17 protein-coding genes are annotated in these 16,482 nt (G+C 37.9%); 10 read left to right on the top strand and 7 right to left on the bottom strand.

What is annotated here, in order from left to right; genetic code table 11:
- Nucleotides 1–92: 92 nt before the first annotated feature.
- Nucleotides 93–836 carry an RDD family protein gene (locus BCL90_RS13495; protein ID WP_121284470.1) on the top strand — a complete coding sequence of 248 codons (744 nt, stop codon included), beginning with the start codon at nucleotides 93–95 and terminating at the stop codon, nucleotides 834–836.
- On the opposite strand, the gene BCL90_RS13490 is transcribed toward BCL90_RS13495, so the two are convergent.
- The 5 genes from BCL90_RS13490 to BCL90_RS13470 all read right to left on the bottom strand — a co-directional run bounded on the left by BCL90_RS13490 (nucleotide 833) and on the right by BCL90_RS13470 (nucleotide 3,924).
- The gene (locus BCL90_RS13490) at nucleotides 833–1,159 is read right to left on the bottom strand and encodes a DUF2752 domain-containing protein (RefSeq protein WP_121284469.1); all 327 of its coding nucleotides are present in this window, start codon (nucleotides 1,157–1,159) and stop codon (nucleotides 833–835) included. The two genes, BCL90_RS13495 and BCL90_RS13490, sit on opposite strands and share 4 nt — an antisense overlap.
- 6 nt (nucleotides 1,160–1,165) lie before the next feature.
- Entirely contained in the window at nucleotides 1,166–1,675 is a 510-nt protein-coding gene (locus BCL90_RS13485) for a DUF5684 domain-containing protein (RefSeq protein WP_121284468.1), read from the bottom strand.
- Between the two features lie 90 nt (nucleotides 1,676–1,765).
- Nucleotides 1,766–2,491, bottom strand: a complete 726-nt coding sequence (locus BCL90_RS13480; RefSeq protein ID WP_121284467.1) for an SGNH/GDSL hydrolase family protein — start codon at nucleotides 2,489–2,491, stop codon at nucleotides 1,766–1,768.
- 45 nt (nucleotides 2,492–2,536) lie between these two features.
- Nucleotides 2,537–3,265, bottom strand: coding sequence for a lipoyl(octanoyl) transferase LipB (gene lipB, locus BCL90_RS13475; protein WP_121284466.1), 729 nt, complete (start codon nucleotides 3,263–3,265; stop codon nucleotides 2,537–2,539).
- Nucleotides 3,266–3,276: 11 nt separating this feature from the next.
- A complete protein-coding gene (locus BCL90_RS13470) occupies nucleotides 3,277–3,924 on the bottom strand; it encodes a 4'-phosphopantetheinyl transferase family protein (protein ID WP_121284465.1) in 648 nt (215 codons plus the stop codon).
- A gap of 71 nt (nucleotides 3,925–3,995) precedes the next feature.
- Here BCL90_RS13470 and dcd point away from each other — a divergent pair, with 71 nt between their 5' ends.
- The 9 genes from dcd to BCL90_RS13420 all read left to right on the top strand — a co-directional run bounded on the left by dcd (nucleotide 3,996) and on the right by BCL90_RS13420 (nucleotide 13,795).
- Nucleotides 3,996–4,532, top strand: a complete 537-nt coding sequence (gene dcd, locus BCL90_RS13465) for a dCTP deaminase (RefSeq protein ID WP_121284464.1) — start codon at nucleotides 3,996–3,998, stop codon at nucleotides 4,530–4,532.
- 511 nt (nucleotides 4,533–5,043) lie between these two features.
- Complete coding sequence (locus tag BCL90_RS13460; RefSeq protein WP_166792098.1) at nucleotides 5,044–7,734, top strand: carboxypeptidase-like regulatory domain-containing protein; 2,691 nt, start codon at nucleotides 5,044–5,046, stop codon at nucleotides 7,732–7,734.
- Nucleotides 7,735–7,852: 118 nt separating this feature from the next.
- Entirely contained in the window at nucleotides 7,853–8,614 is a 762-nt protein-coding gene (locus BCL90_RS13455; protein WP_121284463.1) for an enoyl-CoA hydratase/isomerase family protein, read from the top strand.
- 137 nt (nucleotides 8,615–8,751) lie between these two features.
- A complete protein-coding gene (locus tag BCL90_RS13450; protein ID WP_121284462.1) occupies nucleotides 8,752–9,627 on the top strand; it encodes an SDR family oxidoreductase in 876 nt (291 codons plus the stop codon).
- Nucleotides 9,628–9,633: 6 nt separating this feature from the next.
- Nucleotides 9,634–10,029: a DoxX-like family protein gene (locus BCL90_RS13445; protein WP_121284461.1), complete on the top strand. Its 396-nt coding sequence runs from the start codon at nucleotides 9,634–9,636 to the stop codon at nucleotides 10,027–10,029.
- A gap of 13 nt (nucleotides 10,030–10,042) precedes the next feature.
- Nucleotides 10,043–10,780 (top strand): DUF2071 domain-containing protein, encoded by a 738-nt coding sequence (locus BCL90_RS13440; RefSeq protein ID WP_121284460.1) that lies wholly within the window; start codon nucleotides 10,043–10,045, stop codon nucleotides 10,778–10,780.
- Nucleotides 10,771–11,523, top strand: a complete 753-nt coding sequence (locus tag BCL90_RS13435) for a class I SAM-dependent methyltransferase (protein ID WP_121284459.1) — start codon at nucleotides 10,771–10,773, stop codon at nucleotides 11,521–11,523. Before BCL90_RS13440 ends, BCL90_RS13435 begins: the two co-directional genes overlap by 10 nt.
- A 482-nt stretch (nucleotides 11,524–12,005) precedes the next feature.
- A complete protein-coding gene (purD, locus tag BCL90_RS13425; protein WP_121284457.1) occupies nucleotides 12,006–13,277 on the top strand; it encodes a phosphoribosylamine--glycine ligase in 1,272 nt (423 codons plus the stop codon).
- Between the two features lie 11 nt (nucleotides 13,278–13,288).
- Nucleotides 13,289–13,795 (top strand): SMI1/KNR4 family protein, encoded by a 507-nt coding sequence (locus tag BCL90_RS13420; protein WP_121284622.1) that lies wholly within the window; start codon nucleotides 13,289–13,291, stop codon nucleotides 13,793–13,795.
- A 69-nt stretch (nucleotides 13,796–13,864) separates the two neighbouring features.
- Here BCL90_RS13420 and BCL90_RS13415 read toward each other — a convergent pair whose 3' ends face one another.
- Together BCL90_RS13415 and BCL90_RS13410 are read right to left on the bottom strand one after the other, a co-directional pair.
- Nucleotides 13,865–15,010, bottom strand: a complete 1,146-nt coding sequence (locus BCL90_RS13415; RefSeq protein WP_121284456.1) for a TlpA disulfide reductase family protein — start codon at nucleotides 15,008–15,010, stop codon at nucleotides 13,865–13,867.
- Nucleotides 15,011–15,250: 240 nt separating this feature from the next.
- Entirely contained in the window at nucleotides 15,251–16,432 is a 1,182-nt protein-coding gene (locus tag BCL90_RS13410; RefSeq protein WP_121284455.1) for a formimidoylglutamase, read from the bottom strand.
- Between the last annotated feature and the right edge of the window lie 50 nt (nucleotides 16,433–16,482).

Below are 16,482 nucleotides of genomic sequence, written 5' to 3'. Positions count from 1 at the left end.
CCATCTAAGTTAAATATCTAATAAAACTTTAGTTGTAAAAAATTACGAGTTGACATGCCCCAACTATCTTTAAAAAAAATTATGTTTGGAATATGGATAGCATCAGAATTAGCACGGCTCAAAATATTGATATTGATTATGAAATAGCCGGACTCGGAGAGCGCATCGCAGCAAGGTGTATTGACCTGGCCGGATTTGCGGTAATTGCTATGATTACCATGGTAGTGATGGGCGCAGTTTCAATAGGTATATCGGGAAGTGCAGGCATGATTGTCCTGTTTGTTTTCATTGCAATTTTTGCTTTTTACGACCTGGTTTGCGAAATCACCATGGATGGGCAAACATTGGGAAAAAAGGCGTTAAAAATAAAAGTAATCAGTATAGATGGCACCCAGCCAACATTCAGTCAGTATATTTTTAGGTGGCTGTTCAGGATAATCGATTTTGGCTTCCCGTTTGGATGGGGCGTTGTAGCACTGGTATCGGTAGCGGTAACCAAAAACCACCAGCGTTTAGGCGATATATTGGCTAAAACCACATTGATTAAAACAAAACCACGTACAGCGTTTGCCAATGTCGCTTTTAGCTTTAAACTGCCTGAAGAGTATGAACCAATGTTTAAAGAAGTATTACATTTAAACGATCGGGATATAGAACTGATCCACGAAGTATTAACTGGTTATTATCAGACCGGAAATGCTGAACTAATTTATACGATGGCAGCCAAAACCAAAGAACATATTGTTGTAACCATCCCAAGTGGCATGAACGAGTTGCAGTTTTTAGAAACCGTATTAAAGGATTATAATCACCTTACAGCTAATATGAGTGTTTAGTTAAAAAACATTTTGTGTACATAGCTGAACATTACAAAATTACCAATTACGATAACCAATACCCTAAAAATAAGGGAACGTTGTTTGAACTGAAACTGATATAATATACCCGCTGAGATAAATAAAAATAACAAGGGAATAGTAGGTGGATAAAGCGACCAACTTTTTGATAAATCACCTTGGACAAGGGCTAAAAAAGACCTTTGAAAGCCACAACCCGGACAATCGATTCCTGTTAAAGCTTTAAATGGGCAAGTGATTAAATGATTTTGCAGCCAATCAACCAGGTTGATTAAGCTGCAAAATATAAATAAGATAAACATTCTGAATTAAACTACCGGTGGAGGAGTATCATTTGGAGTGTCCTGATTACCAGATGGTTTGTTAAAAGGGTTGTTGGGGCTGTTAAACGGGTTGTTTGGATTGTTGAAAGGGTTGTTTCCAAAACCGCCATTTTGTGCTTCTGCAGCCGATGGGCCTAGGTATTTAGCATCGCCAAAGCCTAAAATTGGCAAGAAAACATATGGGAATATGATCATACCAACGGTAAAACCTTCCGATTTGCCAAAGCTTTTGCTTAATAAGTTTAATGCCCAGATTCCGAATACAAAGTTTACGCAAGGGATGAGTAACCATAAAACCCAGATCATTGGCTTGCCAATAATTTCAATTAAAACAATGGCATTGTAAATAGGGATAAGAGCTGCCCAGCCTGGTTTGCCAGCTTTTTCGAACGTTTTCCACATGCCGGCAATCATCAAAACAATTATCGCCAGGTAAATAATTCCGCCTACTACGCCAATGCCTGCGGCTAATCCGCCTCCTTCATACTCATTCATAATTTTAACTGTTTTTTAAAGGTGATTAATTTAAATTGTTGAACTAAAGTAATTTTTTTAATTCAAAAACAGAATAAATAATGAGTTAAATTATTTCAACGTGGGGGCTACTTTTCTTAGTAAGGCCTCGGCCCATTGGCCATACATTTTGGCACTTGGATGCAGGCCATCATCAGCAATTAGTGAAATATCTGTAGTCGCATTTCTGGATGCTGGAGTAATATTCGTATAGTTTATGCCTGCTGCAAGCGTTATTTCCTGGTTTGCAGCGTTAAAATTATCAATCTCGCTTGCTATGGTTTGCGGGTTTCTTCCTGAGTTTTTACCAAAGGGAGTAACACCCCAATCGGGAATAGAAACCACAAAAACCCTGCTTTTATTACCACCTGCATAATTAATTGCCATTTGTAACAATTCTGAGAACTCTTTTTTGTAAGTAGTGAGCGGATAACCACGGTACTGGTTGTTTACGCCAATCAAAAGCGTAACAAAACTATAGTTTCCGCTTAAGTTTTCCTTTTTAATGGCTTCCTGGAGCTCATCCGTAGTCCAACCTGTAGTGGCAATAATTTTAGGATTGGCTACGTTGATGTTTTGATTTTTTAATAGGCTTTGAAGCTGATAAGGAAAAGATTCTGTTTGTTTAACAGCTTCACCAATCGTATAAGAATCGCCTAGGGCTAAATAAGTGAAATTTCCTGTTCCGTTTGATGGATTTGAGATTTGATTGATTGCTGGCTCGTTAATCATTGGTGCTTGTTTTGTACAGCCCGAAGTTAAGAAAGAAAATAAAATGGCGCTTAATAGAATCTTCATAGGGTAATCTACGAAGTAGCGTTTGGCTTAGTTTTACCCAGCCGATTAAATCAGTTGCATTTTAAAGAGTCCGGCAATGTGGTTTTTCAGTTTACCTTTTACTTCATCCATATCTAATTGATAACCCAATTCGCTTGCTAAAGAGGTTACCGCTTTATCATCAATACCACATGGCACAATGTTTTTAAAGTAATCTAAATCTACATTTACATTAAAGGCAAAACCATGCATGGTAACCCAGCGACTGCAGCGCACGCCCATGGCACATATTTTACGTGCCTTTTCATTATCAGCATCTAACCAAACCCCGGTAAAGCCAGGATAACGTCCCGCTTCTATCCCATAATCTTTTAAAGTAAGGATAACGGCTTCTTCCAGGGTACGTAAATATAAATGGATATCAGTAAAGAAGTTGTCAAGATCAAGAATAGGGTAGCCCACTAGCTGCCCCGGCCCATGATAAGTAATATCGCCACCCCGGTTTATTTTATAGTAGGTTGCTTTTTTATCTTTTAATCCCTGCTCATCCAATAATAAATTTTCGGGATGCCCGCTTTTACCTAAAGTATAAACGTGCGGGTGCTCGCAAAATACGAGATGGTTCGGAGTAGGCTTATTCGTGTTGTTTATACGGTTTTCTGTTTTAATGGCTACCGTTTTATTTAACAAATCTTCCTGTTTATCCCAGGCTTCCTGATAGTCTGTTAAGCCCCAGTCTGCAAAAATAGTTGGCTTTAAGTCTGTTGCAATTGCTTTTTCCACTGTCTCGTTCATCTCCGTTTATATTAAGAATTGCTGGCTACATAGCCAAGCATGTAACCGTCTTTTGTTTTAAAGTAATTAATGGTTAATTCCCGCGTACCGGCTGGCAATTCAACCAACGCATTTAATGAACCTTCATTTCTCAGTTTGAATGGTTTAATATGGATATGCTGTTTAAACTCCAGTCCTTTTTTGCCATGCCACTTATAAATGGCCTCTTTAGCACACCAGGCTACGTATAAACCATCGGTATTATCTCCGATTTGCTTTTGGGCAAGTTCTACATCACTTAAGAACTTGTTTTTAATGCTTTTTATTTTGTGTTTAATCAGTTCAATATCAATACCAACAGGATGATCTTTGCTAATCATCACGGCTGCATAATCATAAGAATGACTTAATGAAATATGGTAATCGAAATTAACCAGATAGGGTTTGCCATGTTCATCAAACTGGCAGTCAATATATTCGGTTGTATTCAACATGGTTCTCAACAGCAGCCTCGTACTTAACCAGTGCAGTAGCCGCTTGCCACTATTTAAGGATGAAATAATATCATGTTCATGCTGCTTAAGCTGCAGTCCGGCCAACAACTCTTCTTCTGTTTCCTCAATTTTCCAAATTGCTAAAACAGAATGCTGATCAATATTTTTGTGGTAAATTATTGGCATTGACTAAATTGGAGATTACATGCAAAATTATCTTAAATAAATGATAATTTAGGCCAAAAATACGTATAAAAATGATATTATCTGATAGCAGGATATTAGAGGAAATTGAGAAGGGAACAATCATCATTGAGCCTTTTAAGCGCGAATGTTTAGGAACCAACTCGTATGATGTTCATTTAGGGAAATATCTGGCTACATATAAAAGCCGCGTGCTTGATGCAAAGGCGCACAACGAAATCGAACATTTCGAAATTCCTAAAGATGGTTATGTCCTTCACCCGGGTACGCTATATCTTGGTGTTACCGTAGAATACACCGAAACACACGGGCATGTACCCTTTTTAGAAGGCAAAAGCAGCACCGGCCGTTTAGGTATCGATATTCATGCAACAGCAGGTAAAGGTGACGTTGGTTTTTGTAATACCTGGACATTGGAAATATCGGTAGCACAACCTGTAAAAATTTATGCCGGAATGCCTATTGGCCAATTGATTTATTTTGTTGTTGAAGGTAAAATTGAAACAATGTATAATTCAAAAGGTAACGCTAAGTACAACAATAAAACCACCAGGCCGGTAGAAAGCATGATGTGGAAGAATAAATTTTAACAATTTGTTTAATCTGTTGGTAGCCTGCAGTCAATTCGTTTTCTCTTTTTTTGGAAATGAAAGCCGCCGCTGCGCTGTGGAGTTTGTAGTCCCGCCATTCGCTGTGGTCCCGATGAAAGAATCGGGAGCCGCCGCTGCTGTCGGGTTTATGATTGACGGTCTGTTCTCAGGACACTAAACATCGTTCCTAAACCCGATTAAAGCGAACACGGAGCGCAGCGGAGTAAAGCGTAAAGCGGGGCTGATGCCGCCAAACGCTCGGAACCCCTCATTTCCAAATCACCTAACTAAAGAAATATTTTTTTTGGAAATGAAATCCGTATTTATCTGTGCTCATCTGTGGTTAAAAATTCTTAACTTATGATATTGATTCTAACCCTGTAAATTTGTAATCAAGCGTTTTTATAGCGGTTAACTAAAAGCTTAGAAGTCAGGCTAAATTTCATGCTAACTTCATAAAAGTATGCCTTAGGTTTTGTACCTTGACACGTATTTATTTGTTAATAACCACATGAAACTCAAAATTACTCTCGCAATCACTTTTCTATCTCTGCTTATTGTTTTTGGCGCATTCAAAATGGATGATGATCCATTTAGTCAGCTTTTGCAAAAACTAGAAGATTATACCAGCAAGTATCCCCAAGAAAAAGTCCATCTTCATTTAGATAAGCCTTATTATGCCATTGGAGATGATATTTGGTTCAAAGCCTATGTGGTGGATACCAAGACTTCGGCTCCTTCTGGCATCAGCAAAATCCTGTATGTAGAGCTGATTAATGAAAAGGATTCGCTAAAAAAAATGGTTAAATTACCCATTATGGGTGGAATTACCTGGGGCGATTTTAAGCTCACAGATTCACTGGCCGAGGGCAATTATAGAATTAGGGCCTATACCAATTACATGCGGAATTTTGGTGCCGATTTTTTTTACGATAAGACAATTAAGATCGGAAATAGCTGGGCTAACAAAGTTTTTACAAAAACCACCTATAACTTTACAAAAGAGAATAACGCTGATAAAGTTACAGCCACAGTTCATTTCGAAGATAAAAATGGTGTAGCTTATAGCGGAAATGAAGTGAGTTATGATGTACAGTTAGATTACCGCTCGGTTAGCAAAGGAAAAGTTAAAACCAGTTTAACGGGCGATGCGGTGATTAATTTTACTAATAATCAGCCGTTTCAAAATAAATCTGGAAAAATCATTGCAACCATAACGCTTGATAATAAACAAAAGGTGATCAAATCTATCCCGATTACTTCAACCTCTAATGATGTAGATGTACAGTTTATGCCAGAAGGAGGAGCGCTTGTTGAAGAACTGCCACAAAAAGTGGCTATCAAAGCCGTTGGCGCTAATGGCCGTGGTGAGGATATTCAAGGTAGCATTCTGGATGAAACTGGAAATGAAGTTACTTCTTTTTCTACCAATTATCTGGGCATGGGAAATTTCGTATTTAATAGTCAGGCAGGTAGGTCTTACACAGCAAAAGTTAAGTTTAAAGATGGATCTGAAAAGGCAATTAAACTTCCGGTAGCCGTTAAAAGTGGGTATGCACTTTCTGTAAATGCTTTAGATACCGGTAAAGTGATAGTTAAAATTATGGCTAGCGCTGATCTTGTAAATGGAGCTGAATTAAAGGTTGTGGGGCAGCATGGAGGCAATGTATATTATGGCTCTAAAGCTAAAATGGATAAACAGGTGCTGGTAGCCAGTATTCCAAAAAAGAACCTCCCCGCCGGTATTGTTCAGTTTACATTGTTTTCGGGCAGTAATCAACCTTTAGCAGAACGCCTGGTTTTTATAAACAATAAGGCCGGGCTGATTGATGTATCGCTTAATGCATCTGAAGTAGCTGCCTCAAAAAGAGGAAAAGCAGCTTTTACTTTCAATGCAAATAATGAGAATAAGCCTGTTTTAGGTAGCTTTTCAGTTGCGGTTACCAATGCAACAAAAGTTAGCCCTGATGAAAACAATGAATCGAATATACTCACGTCATTGTTGCTTACCTCTGATCTGACCGGATACGTAGAGAATCCCAACCATTATTTTTTAAAAGACGATCTTCAAACACAAAAAGAACTCGATAACCTCATGCTTACCCAGGGCTGGAGAAGATTTCTTTGGAAAAATATTATCAATAATGTTGGGCCGAATATTACCTATAAGCCAGAACAGTCTATCAGCATTAGCGGAACGGTGATGAAAGGCAATAAACCTGTACCCGGTGGTAAAGTAATGCTGATGGCCACAAAAGGAACCATGTACATTTTGGATACGGTAACAAATGCAGAAGGAAAATTTGTTTTCGATAATTTAAGTTTTGGCGACAGTACAAAATTTGTGGTTCAGGCAAGAACTAAAACCGAGCGGAAATTTGTAGATATTAATCTTGATATTGTTCCCGGCCAGATTGTAACCAAGAATAAAAATGGAGCCGATATTGATATCAATGTGAACAATACTTTGATGAAGTATATTAAAGAAAGTGATAATTATTTTAATGAGATGACCCGTTTAGGCTTGCTGGAGCGAACCATTAAACTCGAAGAGGTAACCATTACTGAAAAGAAAAACCCCGCGAAAAATTCATCCAATTTAAATGGTGCCGGTAGGGCTGATTTTATTATGACTGCCGATCAGTTATCTACTTGTGTTACCTTATCTCAATGTTTGCAGGGCCGTTTACCAGGCGTAATATTTAGAGGGAATGTGCCATATTTAATGCGGAGTCAAGACACACCAATGCGTATTATTGTTGATGGGATGCAAATGGAGGCCGATTTTCTGGATAACGTTACGCCTAACGATGTAGAATCTATCGAGTTACTAAAAAGTATCGGTAATACCGCGATTTATGGTTCGCAAGGTGGTGGAGGTGTAATTATTATTACCACCAAACGTGGTGACGGTGGCAGAAGCACCGATAGATATGCGCCAGGAATTGTAACCTTTAATCCAAAAGGATTTACGATCTCAAGAGAGTTTTATTCGCCAAAATATGATGCAACAAGCTCAAGCAGCAAGACCGATTTAAGAACCACTATTTATTGGAACCCACAGGTTGTTACAGATAAGGATGGAAAAGCAAAATTCGAATTTTATAATGCAGATGAGCCTGGAACTTACCGCGTAGTTATAGAAGGAATAGACGCTTTAGGGCATTTAGCAAGAAAAGTTTACACTTATGATGTGAAATAGATAAAAATAGATAAATTTGAATTAGTATGCATGCATAGTTTATGCTGCGGTATATTAATCTTGATACCCGATACTTAAACCTTGATACTGAATATTCAAATCTTGATACTATTTAAATATGAATACAATAAAAGTAAGTGTTAAAGATCGCCTGGCAACCATTACGTTAGATAGAGGTAAATCGAATGCCTTAAACCGCGAGCTCATTACCGAACTTGATGATATGCTTAAAAATATTACCGCTGATGATAACATTGGCGGTGTAATTTTAACGGGAACAGCACCTTTCTTTTCTGCTGGACTGGATTTGGTAGAATTATATAATTACAACGAAGAGGAGGCTAAATCTTTCTGGCAGTTGTTTCTGGGCTTTACTGCTAATATGGTTTCGTTTAAAAAACCAATGGTAGCCGCAATTAGTGGCCATAGCCCGGCTGGCGGATGTGTAATGGCATTAGCCTGCGATTACCGGGTAATGGCAGAAGGACAATATATTATTGGACTTAATGAAGTTCCGGTAGGTATTATTGTGCCGAATAGTATCTTTCAGTTGTATGCGTTTTGGCTAGGTAAAGCTGAAGCAAGCCGCAGTTTACTTTCGGGTAAACTTTACAGTCCCGAAGAAGCGCTACAGGTTGGTTTGGTAGATGAATTGGTAAAGAACGAGAGTTTGTTAACAGCAGCCGAACGCAAGATTAAAAAATACATGGAGCTCGAAAGTAATACCTGGTCGCAGAGTAAAGTGAATATTCGCGAAGAACTCATTGCTGCCGTATCTGCTGATCAATCGGCTACTTTAGAAAAAATGTTAGCACAGTGGTGGTCGCCTGCTACGCGCCATATTTTAAAAACAATTTTAGCTAACCTGCAAAGAAAGTAATCAGTTTGCAGTTGTCGGTTTCCTGTTAACAATTTACGAACCTCTACAGTTAGCCAATCACAACAATTAACCGATTAACCATTCCCAGCAATTTAGCAAGAAAACAATCTAAACAATTAACCAGTTAACCAAATATTATGTTCAATTATAATTCACCCATGCTCAGAGAAGATGCTTTAAAAGGAAAAACCATTGTAATTACAGGTGGAGGAACGGGACTTGGGAAAGCGATGGGCGTTTATTTTTTGAAGTTAGGTGCTAATCTAGTGATCACCAGCCGTAAGCAGGAAGTATTACAAAAAACTGCCGACGAAATGGAAGAAAAAACCGGTGGCAAAGTATTGGCTGTAGCCTGCGATGTGCGGGAGATTGAACAGGTAGAAAACGTATTGACGAAAACTTTAGAAAGATTTGGCTCGGTAGATGTATTATTGAACAATGCTGCGGGTAATTTTATCTCACCAACAGAACGGTTATCCGCAAATGCCTTTTCATCCATTATCGATATCGTTTTAAAAGGAACGGTTAACTGTACACTTACCTTTGGTAAACATTGGATTAAGGAAAAACAAGCGGCAACAGTTTTAAATATCATTACCACTTACGCTTTTACAGGTTCAGCCTATGTGGTACCATCGGCTTGTGCCAAGGGTGGTGTTTTAGCACTAACAAGATCTTTGGCCGTAGAGTGGGGTAAATATGGTATCCGTACCAATGCTATTGCTCCGGGGCCATTTCCAACCAAAGGTGCATGGGAGCGTTTATTGCCTGGCGATTTGGCCAAAAAGTTCGATTTTAAAAACCGTGTTCCCCTAAAAAGAGTTGGCGATCATCAGGAACTCGCCAATTTAGCGGCATTTCTGGTGAGCGATTTTTCAGGCTACATTAACGGAGAAGTAATTACCATTGATGGCGGCGAATGGTTGCAGGGGGCAGGCCAGATGAATGGTTTGGAAGCCATCCCGAACGAAATGTGGGATATGCTTGAGCAAATGACGCGGAGCGCTAAATAATGCAATATGGTAACCGTAATCAATTGCAAAAACCAATTATTAATTAGAAAAATACTTGTTTGGTTTATCGCATTAGTTTGGCTTGCAAATGGATTGTTTTGTAAGGTATTAGGCCTTGTTCCTCGCCATGAACAGATTGTTGCCAGGATTTTAACCTCCACCTATAGCCATAGCTTAACAATTCTTATCGGCATATCAGAAATTGTGATGGCTATCTGGATTTTAAGTCGTTTCAAAACCAGGCTAAATGCTATTGTTCAGATTGTAGTAATTGCCACAATGAATGTTATCGAATTTATTTTTGCGCCAGATTTATTGCTTTGGGGGAAATTTAATTCACTTTTTGCATTTATATTTATTCTGATTGTTTTTATTAATGGGTTTTATTTAAACAAAAAATAATACAGCAAGCAGCATGTTCTCATTTCTTAAAAACCACCCCTTTGCAGTCGATGCATTTTTTGAAAATTCCCTTGTATTAACGTTTGCTGTCCCAAAAGCAGCGCTAGAACCCCTTATTCCGGAATGCTTAACATTGGATACCTTTGAAGATAAATGGGCTTTCCTTGCCATAGCAATGGTTCAGACCAAAAATTTGAGGCCCAAAGGCTTCCCCCAATTTATGGGTAACGATTTTTTTCTTATTGGATACCGAGTATTTGTGCGTTATACAAACAAAGCGGGTAAAAGTCTGCGTGGTCTCTATATTTTAAAATCAGAAACAAATAAAAAGAAAATGGAGTTTATGGGTAATATTTTTACACATTATAATTATACCACGACGGATATTACAATAATTGACAGAGAAAATATTAAAGAAATTACTTCCACCAAGTCTAATTTTAAAATCATAATAGATAAAACAGATCCTAAAGTTGCTTTGCCCGAAAATTCGCCATTTGCCGATTGGAAGGAAGCCAGAAGATTTGCCGGGCCATTACCCTTTACTTTTACCTACAATAAAAAAAACAAAGAAGTTTTAATTATAGAGGGCGTTAGGCAGAACTGGCAACCAGCCCCGATTAAAATTGTCAATTATAACTTTGGGTTTTTAAATTCTTTGAATCTAAAAGATCCGATTTTGGCAAATGCCTTTGACATTCAAAATATTCCTTATTATTGGAAGAGCGGAAAAATTGAAAAATGGAAGTAAAAAGAAGAAAATTTCAGGGTATGTTAAACATTTTAAGTTTTAACCGGCATTTTTACCTATTTGGTTTTGTTGCTTTATTGTTAGTGATAATTAGTCAAATATTAATACCATGGCCTGTTGTCTTATTTTGGATAATCATTTTAGCTTTTCTTTACGGTCTTTTAATTCCATTAATCGTATCTGCATATGTTTACGATTTTTCTGGATATTATAATTTCGATTGGCTAAAGAAAATAGGTATTTCCAATTCCAGTCCAGATTTAATCTTAAATATTAACGCCGGGTTCGATGAAACGAGTTTCATTCTAAAAGATTATTTTCCGCAAGCAACTTTAAAAGTTTTCGATTTTTACAATCCAGAAAAGCATACCGAAAAGGCAATAACCAGAGCGAGAAAAGTAAGTTTACTATTTCCTGATACAAAGCAGATCACAACGGATTTGATTCCTTTGTCCGATAAATCCGTCGATATCATATTTCTGTTGTTGGCAGCGCATGAAATAAGATCTCAACAAGAGAAGATTGTTTTTTTAAAAGAATGTTATAGGCTATGCAAACCAACGGGCAAGATAGTTATGGTAGAACATTTACGTGATTTGCCCAATTTTATGGCTTTTTCTATAGGTTTTACTCATTTTTTCTCAAGGGGGATTTGGCAAAAAGCATTTAAAGCGGCAGGTTTTTCTTCGTTCTCTGAAACTAAACTCACCCCATTTATGTCTATTTTTAACTGTTGCCCTTAATGCAGATACACTTATTAATAGTTGGTGTTGTTCTGGTTGCATTAGCACTCATTCACGTCATTTTCCCGAAATATTTTAATTGGCAAACTGAACTTAAATTACTGAGTTTAATAAATAGGCAGATGATGTTGGTGCATACATTTTTTGTTGCCCTTACCGTATTCCTAATGGGACTACTCTGTTTAACCTCATCAAACGAATTAATATATACCGATCTTGGAAGAAAAATATCGCTCGGTTTGGGTTTATTTTGGATTACGAGATTCTTTATTCAATTCTTTGTTTATTCCAAGGACTTATGGAAAGGTAAGCTATTCGAAACCACCGTCCACGCCATGTTTTCTATTCTTTGGGCATATTTTAGTTTCGTATTCCTCTTCATTTTTTTTAAATACTGAACAGTTTAAAGCAAAAGTGCTTTATCGTAAAGTCTTACCTCTTCATACTGGGCTACTTGATGGTAAAATATTATCTTTGCCGATATGAATATCTTACTTTTAGGTTCAGGCGGCAGAGAAAGCGCATTCGCTTGGAAAATGAGCCAGTCTTCGCACTGCGATAAACTAATTATTGCTCCAGGTAACGGTGGTACAGGGGCTTATGGCACAAACATCAACATCAATGTAAACGATTTTGATGCCATTAAAAAAGTAGTGCTTACCGAAAACATCGGACTTGTTGTAGTAGGCCCTGAAGAACCGCTGGTAAATGGTATTCATGACTTTTTCCTTGCCGACAAAGCCATTGCACACATTCCTGTTATCGGACCTAAAAAAGAGGGCGCCATTTTAGAAGGAAGCAAAGATTTCTCTAAACAGTTTATGGAGCGCCATGGTATTCCTACTGCGGCTTCAAAATCTTTTACGCCCGAAACTTTGGAAGATGGATTGGCTTATCTGCAAAACCATGCTTTACCAGTTGTTTTAAAAGCAGATGGTTTAGCAGCAGGTAAAGGGGTGTTAATCTGTACCGAGACCATCGAAGCTCAGGAAGAATTAAAACTGATGCTTGGCGGTAAATTTGGTGCAGCTGGCGCAACTGTGGTCATTGAAGAATTTTTAAGCGGGATAGAACTTTCGGTATTTATTTTAACTGATGGTGAAAATTATATTACACTGCCCTCTGCTAAAGATTATAAGAGAATTGGCCAGGGCGATACCGGCCTAAATACTGGTGGTATGGGCTCAGTTTCTCCCGTTCCTTTTGCCACACCAGAATTTTTAGCTAAAGTTGAAGAACGCATTATTAAACCAACGGTTGATGGGTTAAAGAAAGATAATATCGATTATACAGGTTTTATCTTTTTCGGACTGATTAAAGTAGGAGAGGAGCCTTTTGTAATTGAGTACAATGCACGTATGGGCGATCCTGAAACAGAGAGCGTGATCCCCAGAGTTGAAAACGACTTGGTAGAGCTGTTTTTAGCTACAGCTAATAAACAATTAAATCAGGTTAATCTGGTTATTTCTGAGCAAACAGCCGCTACTGTAATGATTGTGGCAGGTGGTTACCCGGGTGATTATCTGAAAGGTAAAGCCATTTCGGGCATCGAGAACCTACGTCATTCGAATGCATTTCATGCCGGAACATTGTTAGAAAATGATGTAGTGAAAACAAATGGAGGAAGGGTAATTGCAATTACCAGTTTACAAAAAGATTTGTTTACGGCTTTACAATCGGCAACTGCAGATGCTGGGAGAATTTATTTCGACGGGAAATATTTCAGGGAAGATATTGGGTTTGACTTGATTTGAAAGAATATAAGTTGAAGAAAATACTTAAGAAGATTTCCGAAACGGCGATTAAACAAGGAGAATTTAGTTTTACAACTGAGCAGATCGAAACAAAGTGGCTGGGCAATCAACCCGCCACCTCAGCCGAAATACATGAAGCTGAAATAAGGCTGGGAGTAACGCTTCCCGCGGATTATCAAGAATTTCTGTTGCTTACCAATGGATTTACCACGCCAAATGAAAACGTTGATCCATCGTTTTCTAAAATGAGCGATGTGGCATTTCTAAAAGACGTTGACCCACAGCTAATCGAAATCTGGACTGAGCAGATAGAATTGCTTGATGTAGGAATTAAACTGGCGAGAAGTATTGTAATCGGTGGCTTGACGGAAGAACAATATTTCCTTTTAATCCCACCGGTAATCGAAAATACAGATTGGGAATACTGGAAATTCGCATCATGGATTCCTGGAGAAGACCCTTACCAGGGACTTGAAAATTATTTCATTAACGTATTGGATTTCTTAAAATCTGCTTAATAAGCTTTCCTGTAAAACAAAGAAAGTCCCAATTTTTAGTTGGGACTTTCTTTGTTTTTAATGCTTTTTTTATTTCGATTTACTTCCTAATAATTCTTGAAGTTTATCTTGTAAAGCTTGTTCTCTTAAGCCTTTAGCAATAATTTTACCTGTTGGATCAATTAGGAAATTGGCTGGAATTGAGCGGATACCATACATTTGCGCTACCTCGTTATCCCAAAATTTTAAATCAGAAACATGTGTCCATGTTAATTTGTCGTCAGCAATTGCTTTTAACCAGGCATCTTTTTTACCAGGACGGTCTAAAGAAACACCTAAAACAGTAAAGCCTTTATCTTTAAACTTGTTGTAAGCTACTACCACATTTGGATTTTCCTGACGGCATGGTCCACACCATGAAGCCCAGAAATCTACCAGTACATATTTTCCTTTAAAATCAGATAATTTAACGGGTTTACCATCGGGGTCATTCTGGGTAAAATCCATAGCCATCACACCTACAGCTGTTTTTCTTCCTGCTTCGAATATTTGAGCAATTTTTTTGCCCGTGTAAGTTGCCTTAAGTTCAGGTGAAAGTGCATTAAAAGTTTTCTCTGCTGCAGCCGCCTGATCTGGATCTGAAGCCAGCTCATTAATTGAATTTAAGCTTATAAATGATTTTGGGTTGCTGTTAGCAAACTGCAATAACAATGGTGTCAATCCTGCAGCTTCTTTTTCATAACGAGCGCCTAAAGCCTCCATAACGGCCTTATCTTGTTTTTGCTCTGGTGTATAAGCAGCATATTCTGCATTAATTGCAGCAAGTTTATCTGCTACAGGTTTAGTTAATGCTTTTAATTTAGCTGCATCAGCATTAACGGGAGAGCCGGTAATTGTTGCTTTTTTTAATGAATCTGCTGCAGATAGCTTTATATTTCCTGGCTCTACGTATAGCGATAATGCATCTAATTTCTCACCCTGTGCCGGACGATTAACATAAGGATTTTTGTTTAAGAAAAGGCTACCCTGAGCAGGGCTGGCTAATGTTCCTTTAAAAGCAAAAGCACCGTTTGCTACAATTGCAGAGTCGGTAATGCTTTTACCTTCTGTTTGATATATAAGGTAAACCTTATCTCCGGTTTTTAGGCCCTTTATGTCGCCATTAACTGTAAATGGCTTCTGTGCCAATGCTGCAAGTGGCAATAAAGCCATTGCTGATAATAATAATTTTTTCATCTGTATAAAATTGTTTTCATTAGTTAGTTATCATGATTTGTTGATTTTACTTTTTGATTTTGAAAATCATGATGTTTTTATGAGGTTGGTTTAATCCTGTTCAAATATAGAATTCTGTATGGCTAAAACGTAAATAGCTGTGTAAAATTATGATAGACTGCTCATAAGCGTGTAATCCTTTATGCTGGTTTTCGGTGAAAAATGAAAAACTCAACACTAACTTTGAAATTACATAGAATTTTAATTCAGTTTTTGATAGGTTCTCCACCATAAATCGGGCATTTCACCATTAACGGCAGTCTGATAATCATCATACCTGCAAGGTACAAGGTGGTAACGTTCATTTTTAGTTTGGCCAGACGGATAAGGTACCTGCATCCACCAGCGGTCTGATTTTTTGCTTTTTACAAACATCATTTCTCCCGAACCATCCTTTAAACTGGTTCGATAAATTATAAACTGCGATTTAGGTGTAAGCGGAAAATCCTTTTTACGAGCGTAATAGCCCTCCACAAAATACCATACCATTTGGGCAAGTAAGAAAGCTGTTTGTCCGTTGTTGTCATAAGCAGGATTAAACTCATAAAAACCAATTGAGGTCAATTTATCATTCATGCCTGCATAGCGGGCAATGCGACAGGCTTCTTCACCATCAAAACCATTTGGCGTGGTGTTCGCATTTGCTGCAGCATCGGCAGAGCGGATGGCGCTTATATCAAAGCTTATCATGTTTGCATTGCGGATAATGGGCTCTGTTAAGGTAATATCCTGGGCAAACTCACCCAAACGGTGTACATCAAAATATAATTTATCCATAACACTCAAACTTTCTTGATTTACAAAATAAGTTTGATAGCCTACATTGCTAAAATTGAAAAGGTAATTGGGTTGATGTAAGAAAATTTTGTTCAGGTAACAATCCGATCGGGTAGCAATTCCCTCATTGTCGTCATCACCAATATCAAATTGATTATCTATAATAACGAGATCTACTTTTTGCTCTAAATCTTCATACCCCAGGTATTGACCGTATGTTAAATCTTGTCCGCCACCAATAATGATTGGAATAATGTCTTTTTTGATCAGTTCTGAAACCACCATTTTGATGGCGATGTAAGTATCGGAAATGGTTGCACCATGTTTAATATTACCTAAATCTACAATCCGACTACTAAAAGCGCCTTCATTAAGTTTGTAAAATTTCTCTCTAAAATAATCGGGTGCCAGGGCACAACCTTCATTGTTAACGGCACCTCTTCCATCCAGTACGCCAAAAATGGCCAGATCGTAAGTATGTTCTTCAAAATCGGGAAACGATTCGGTGTAAATCTGCGCTTTTAATCCCAGCTGACTTGTAAAAAATCCTTGTTTTGGCGTAAAACTATCGGGGTTTATTGGGGAAAAGAAATCCGTTAATGACATATATTTAAAACTCTCGGCTCAAATATCTATTTTTGAATGCGTATTTTCAC

It is taken from the genome of Pedobacter alluvionis, assembly GCF_003664035.1.
Lineage (GTDB): Bacteria > Bacteroidota > Bacteroidia > Sphingobacteriales > Sphingobacteriaceae > Pedobacter > Pedobacter alluvionis.
Note: the sequence above shows the minus strand (reverse complement) of the source record. Positions and strands in the feature narration are given on the sequence as shown.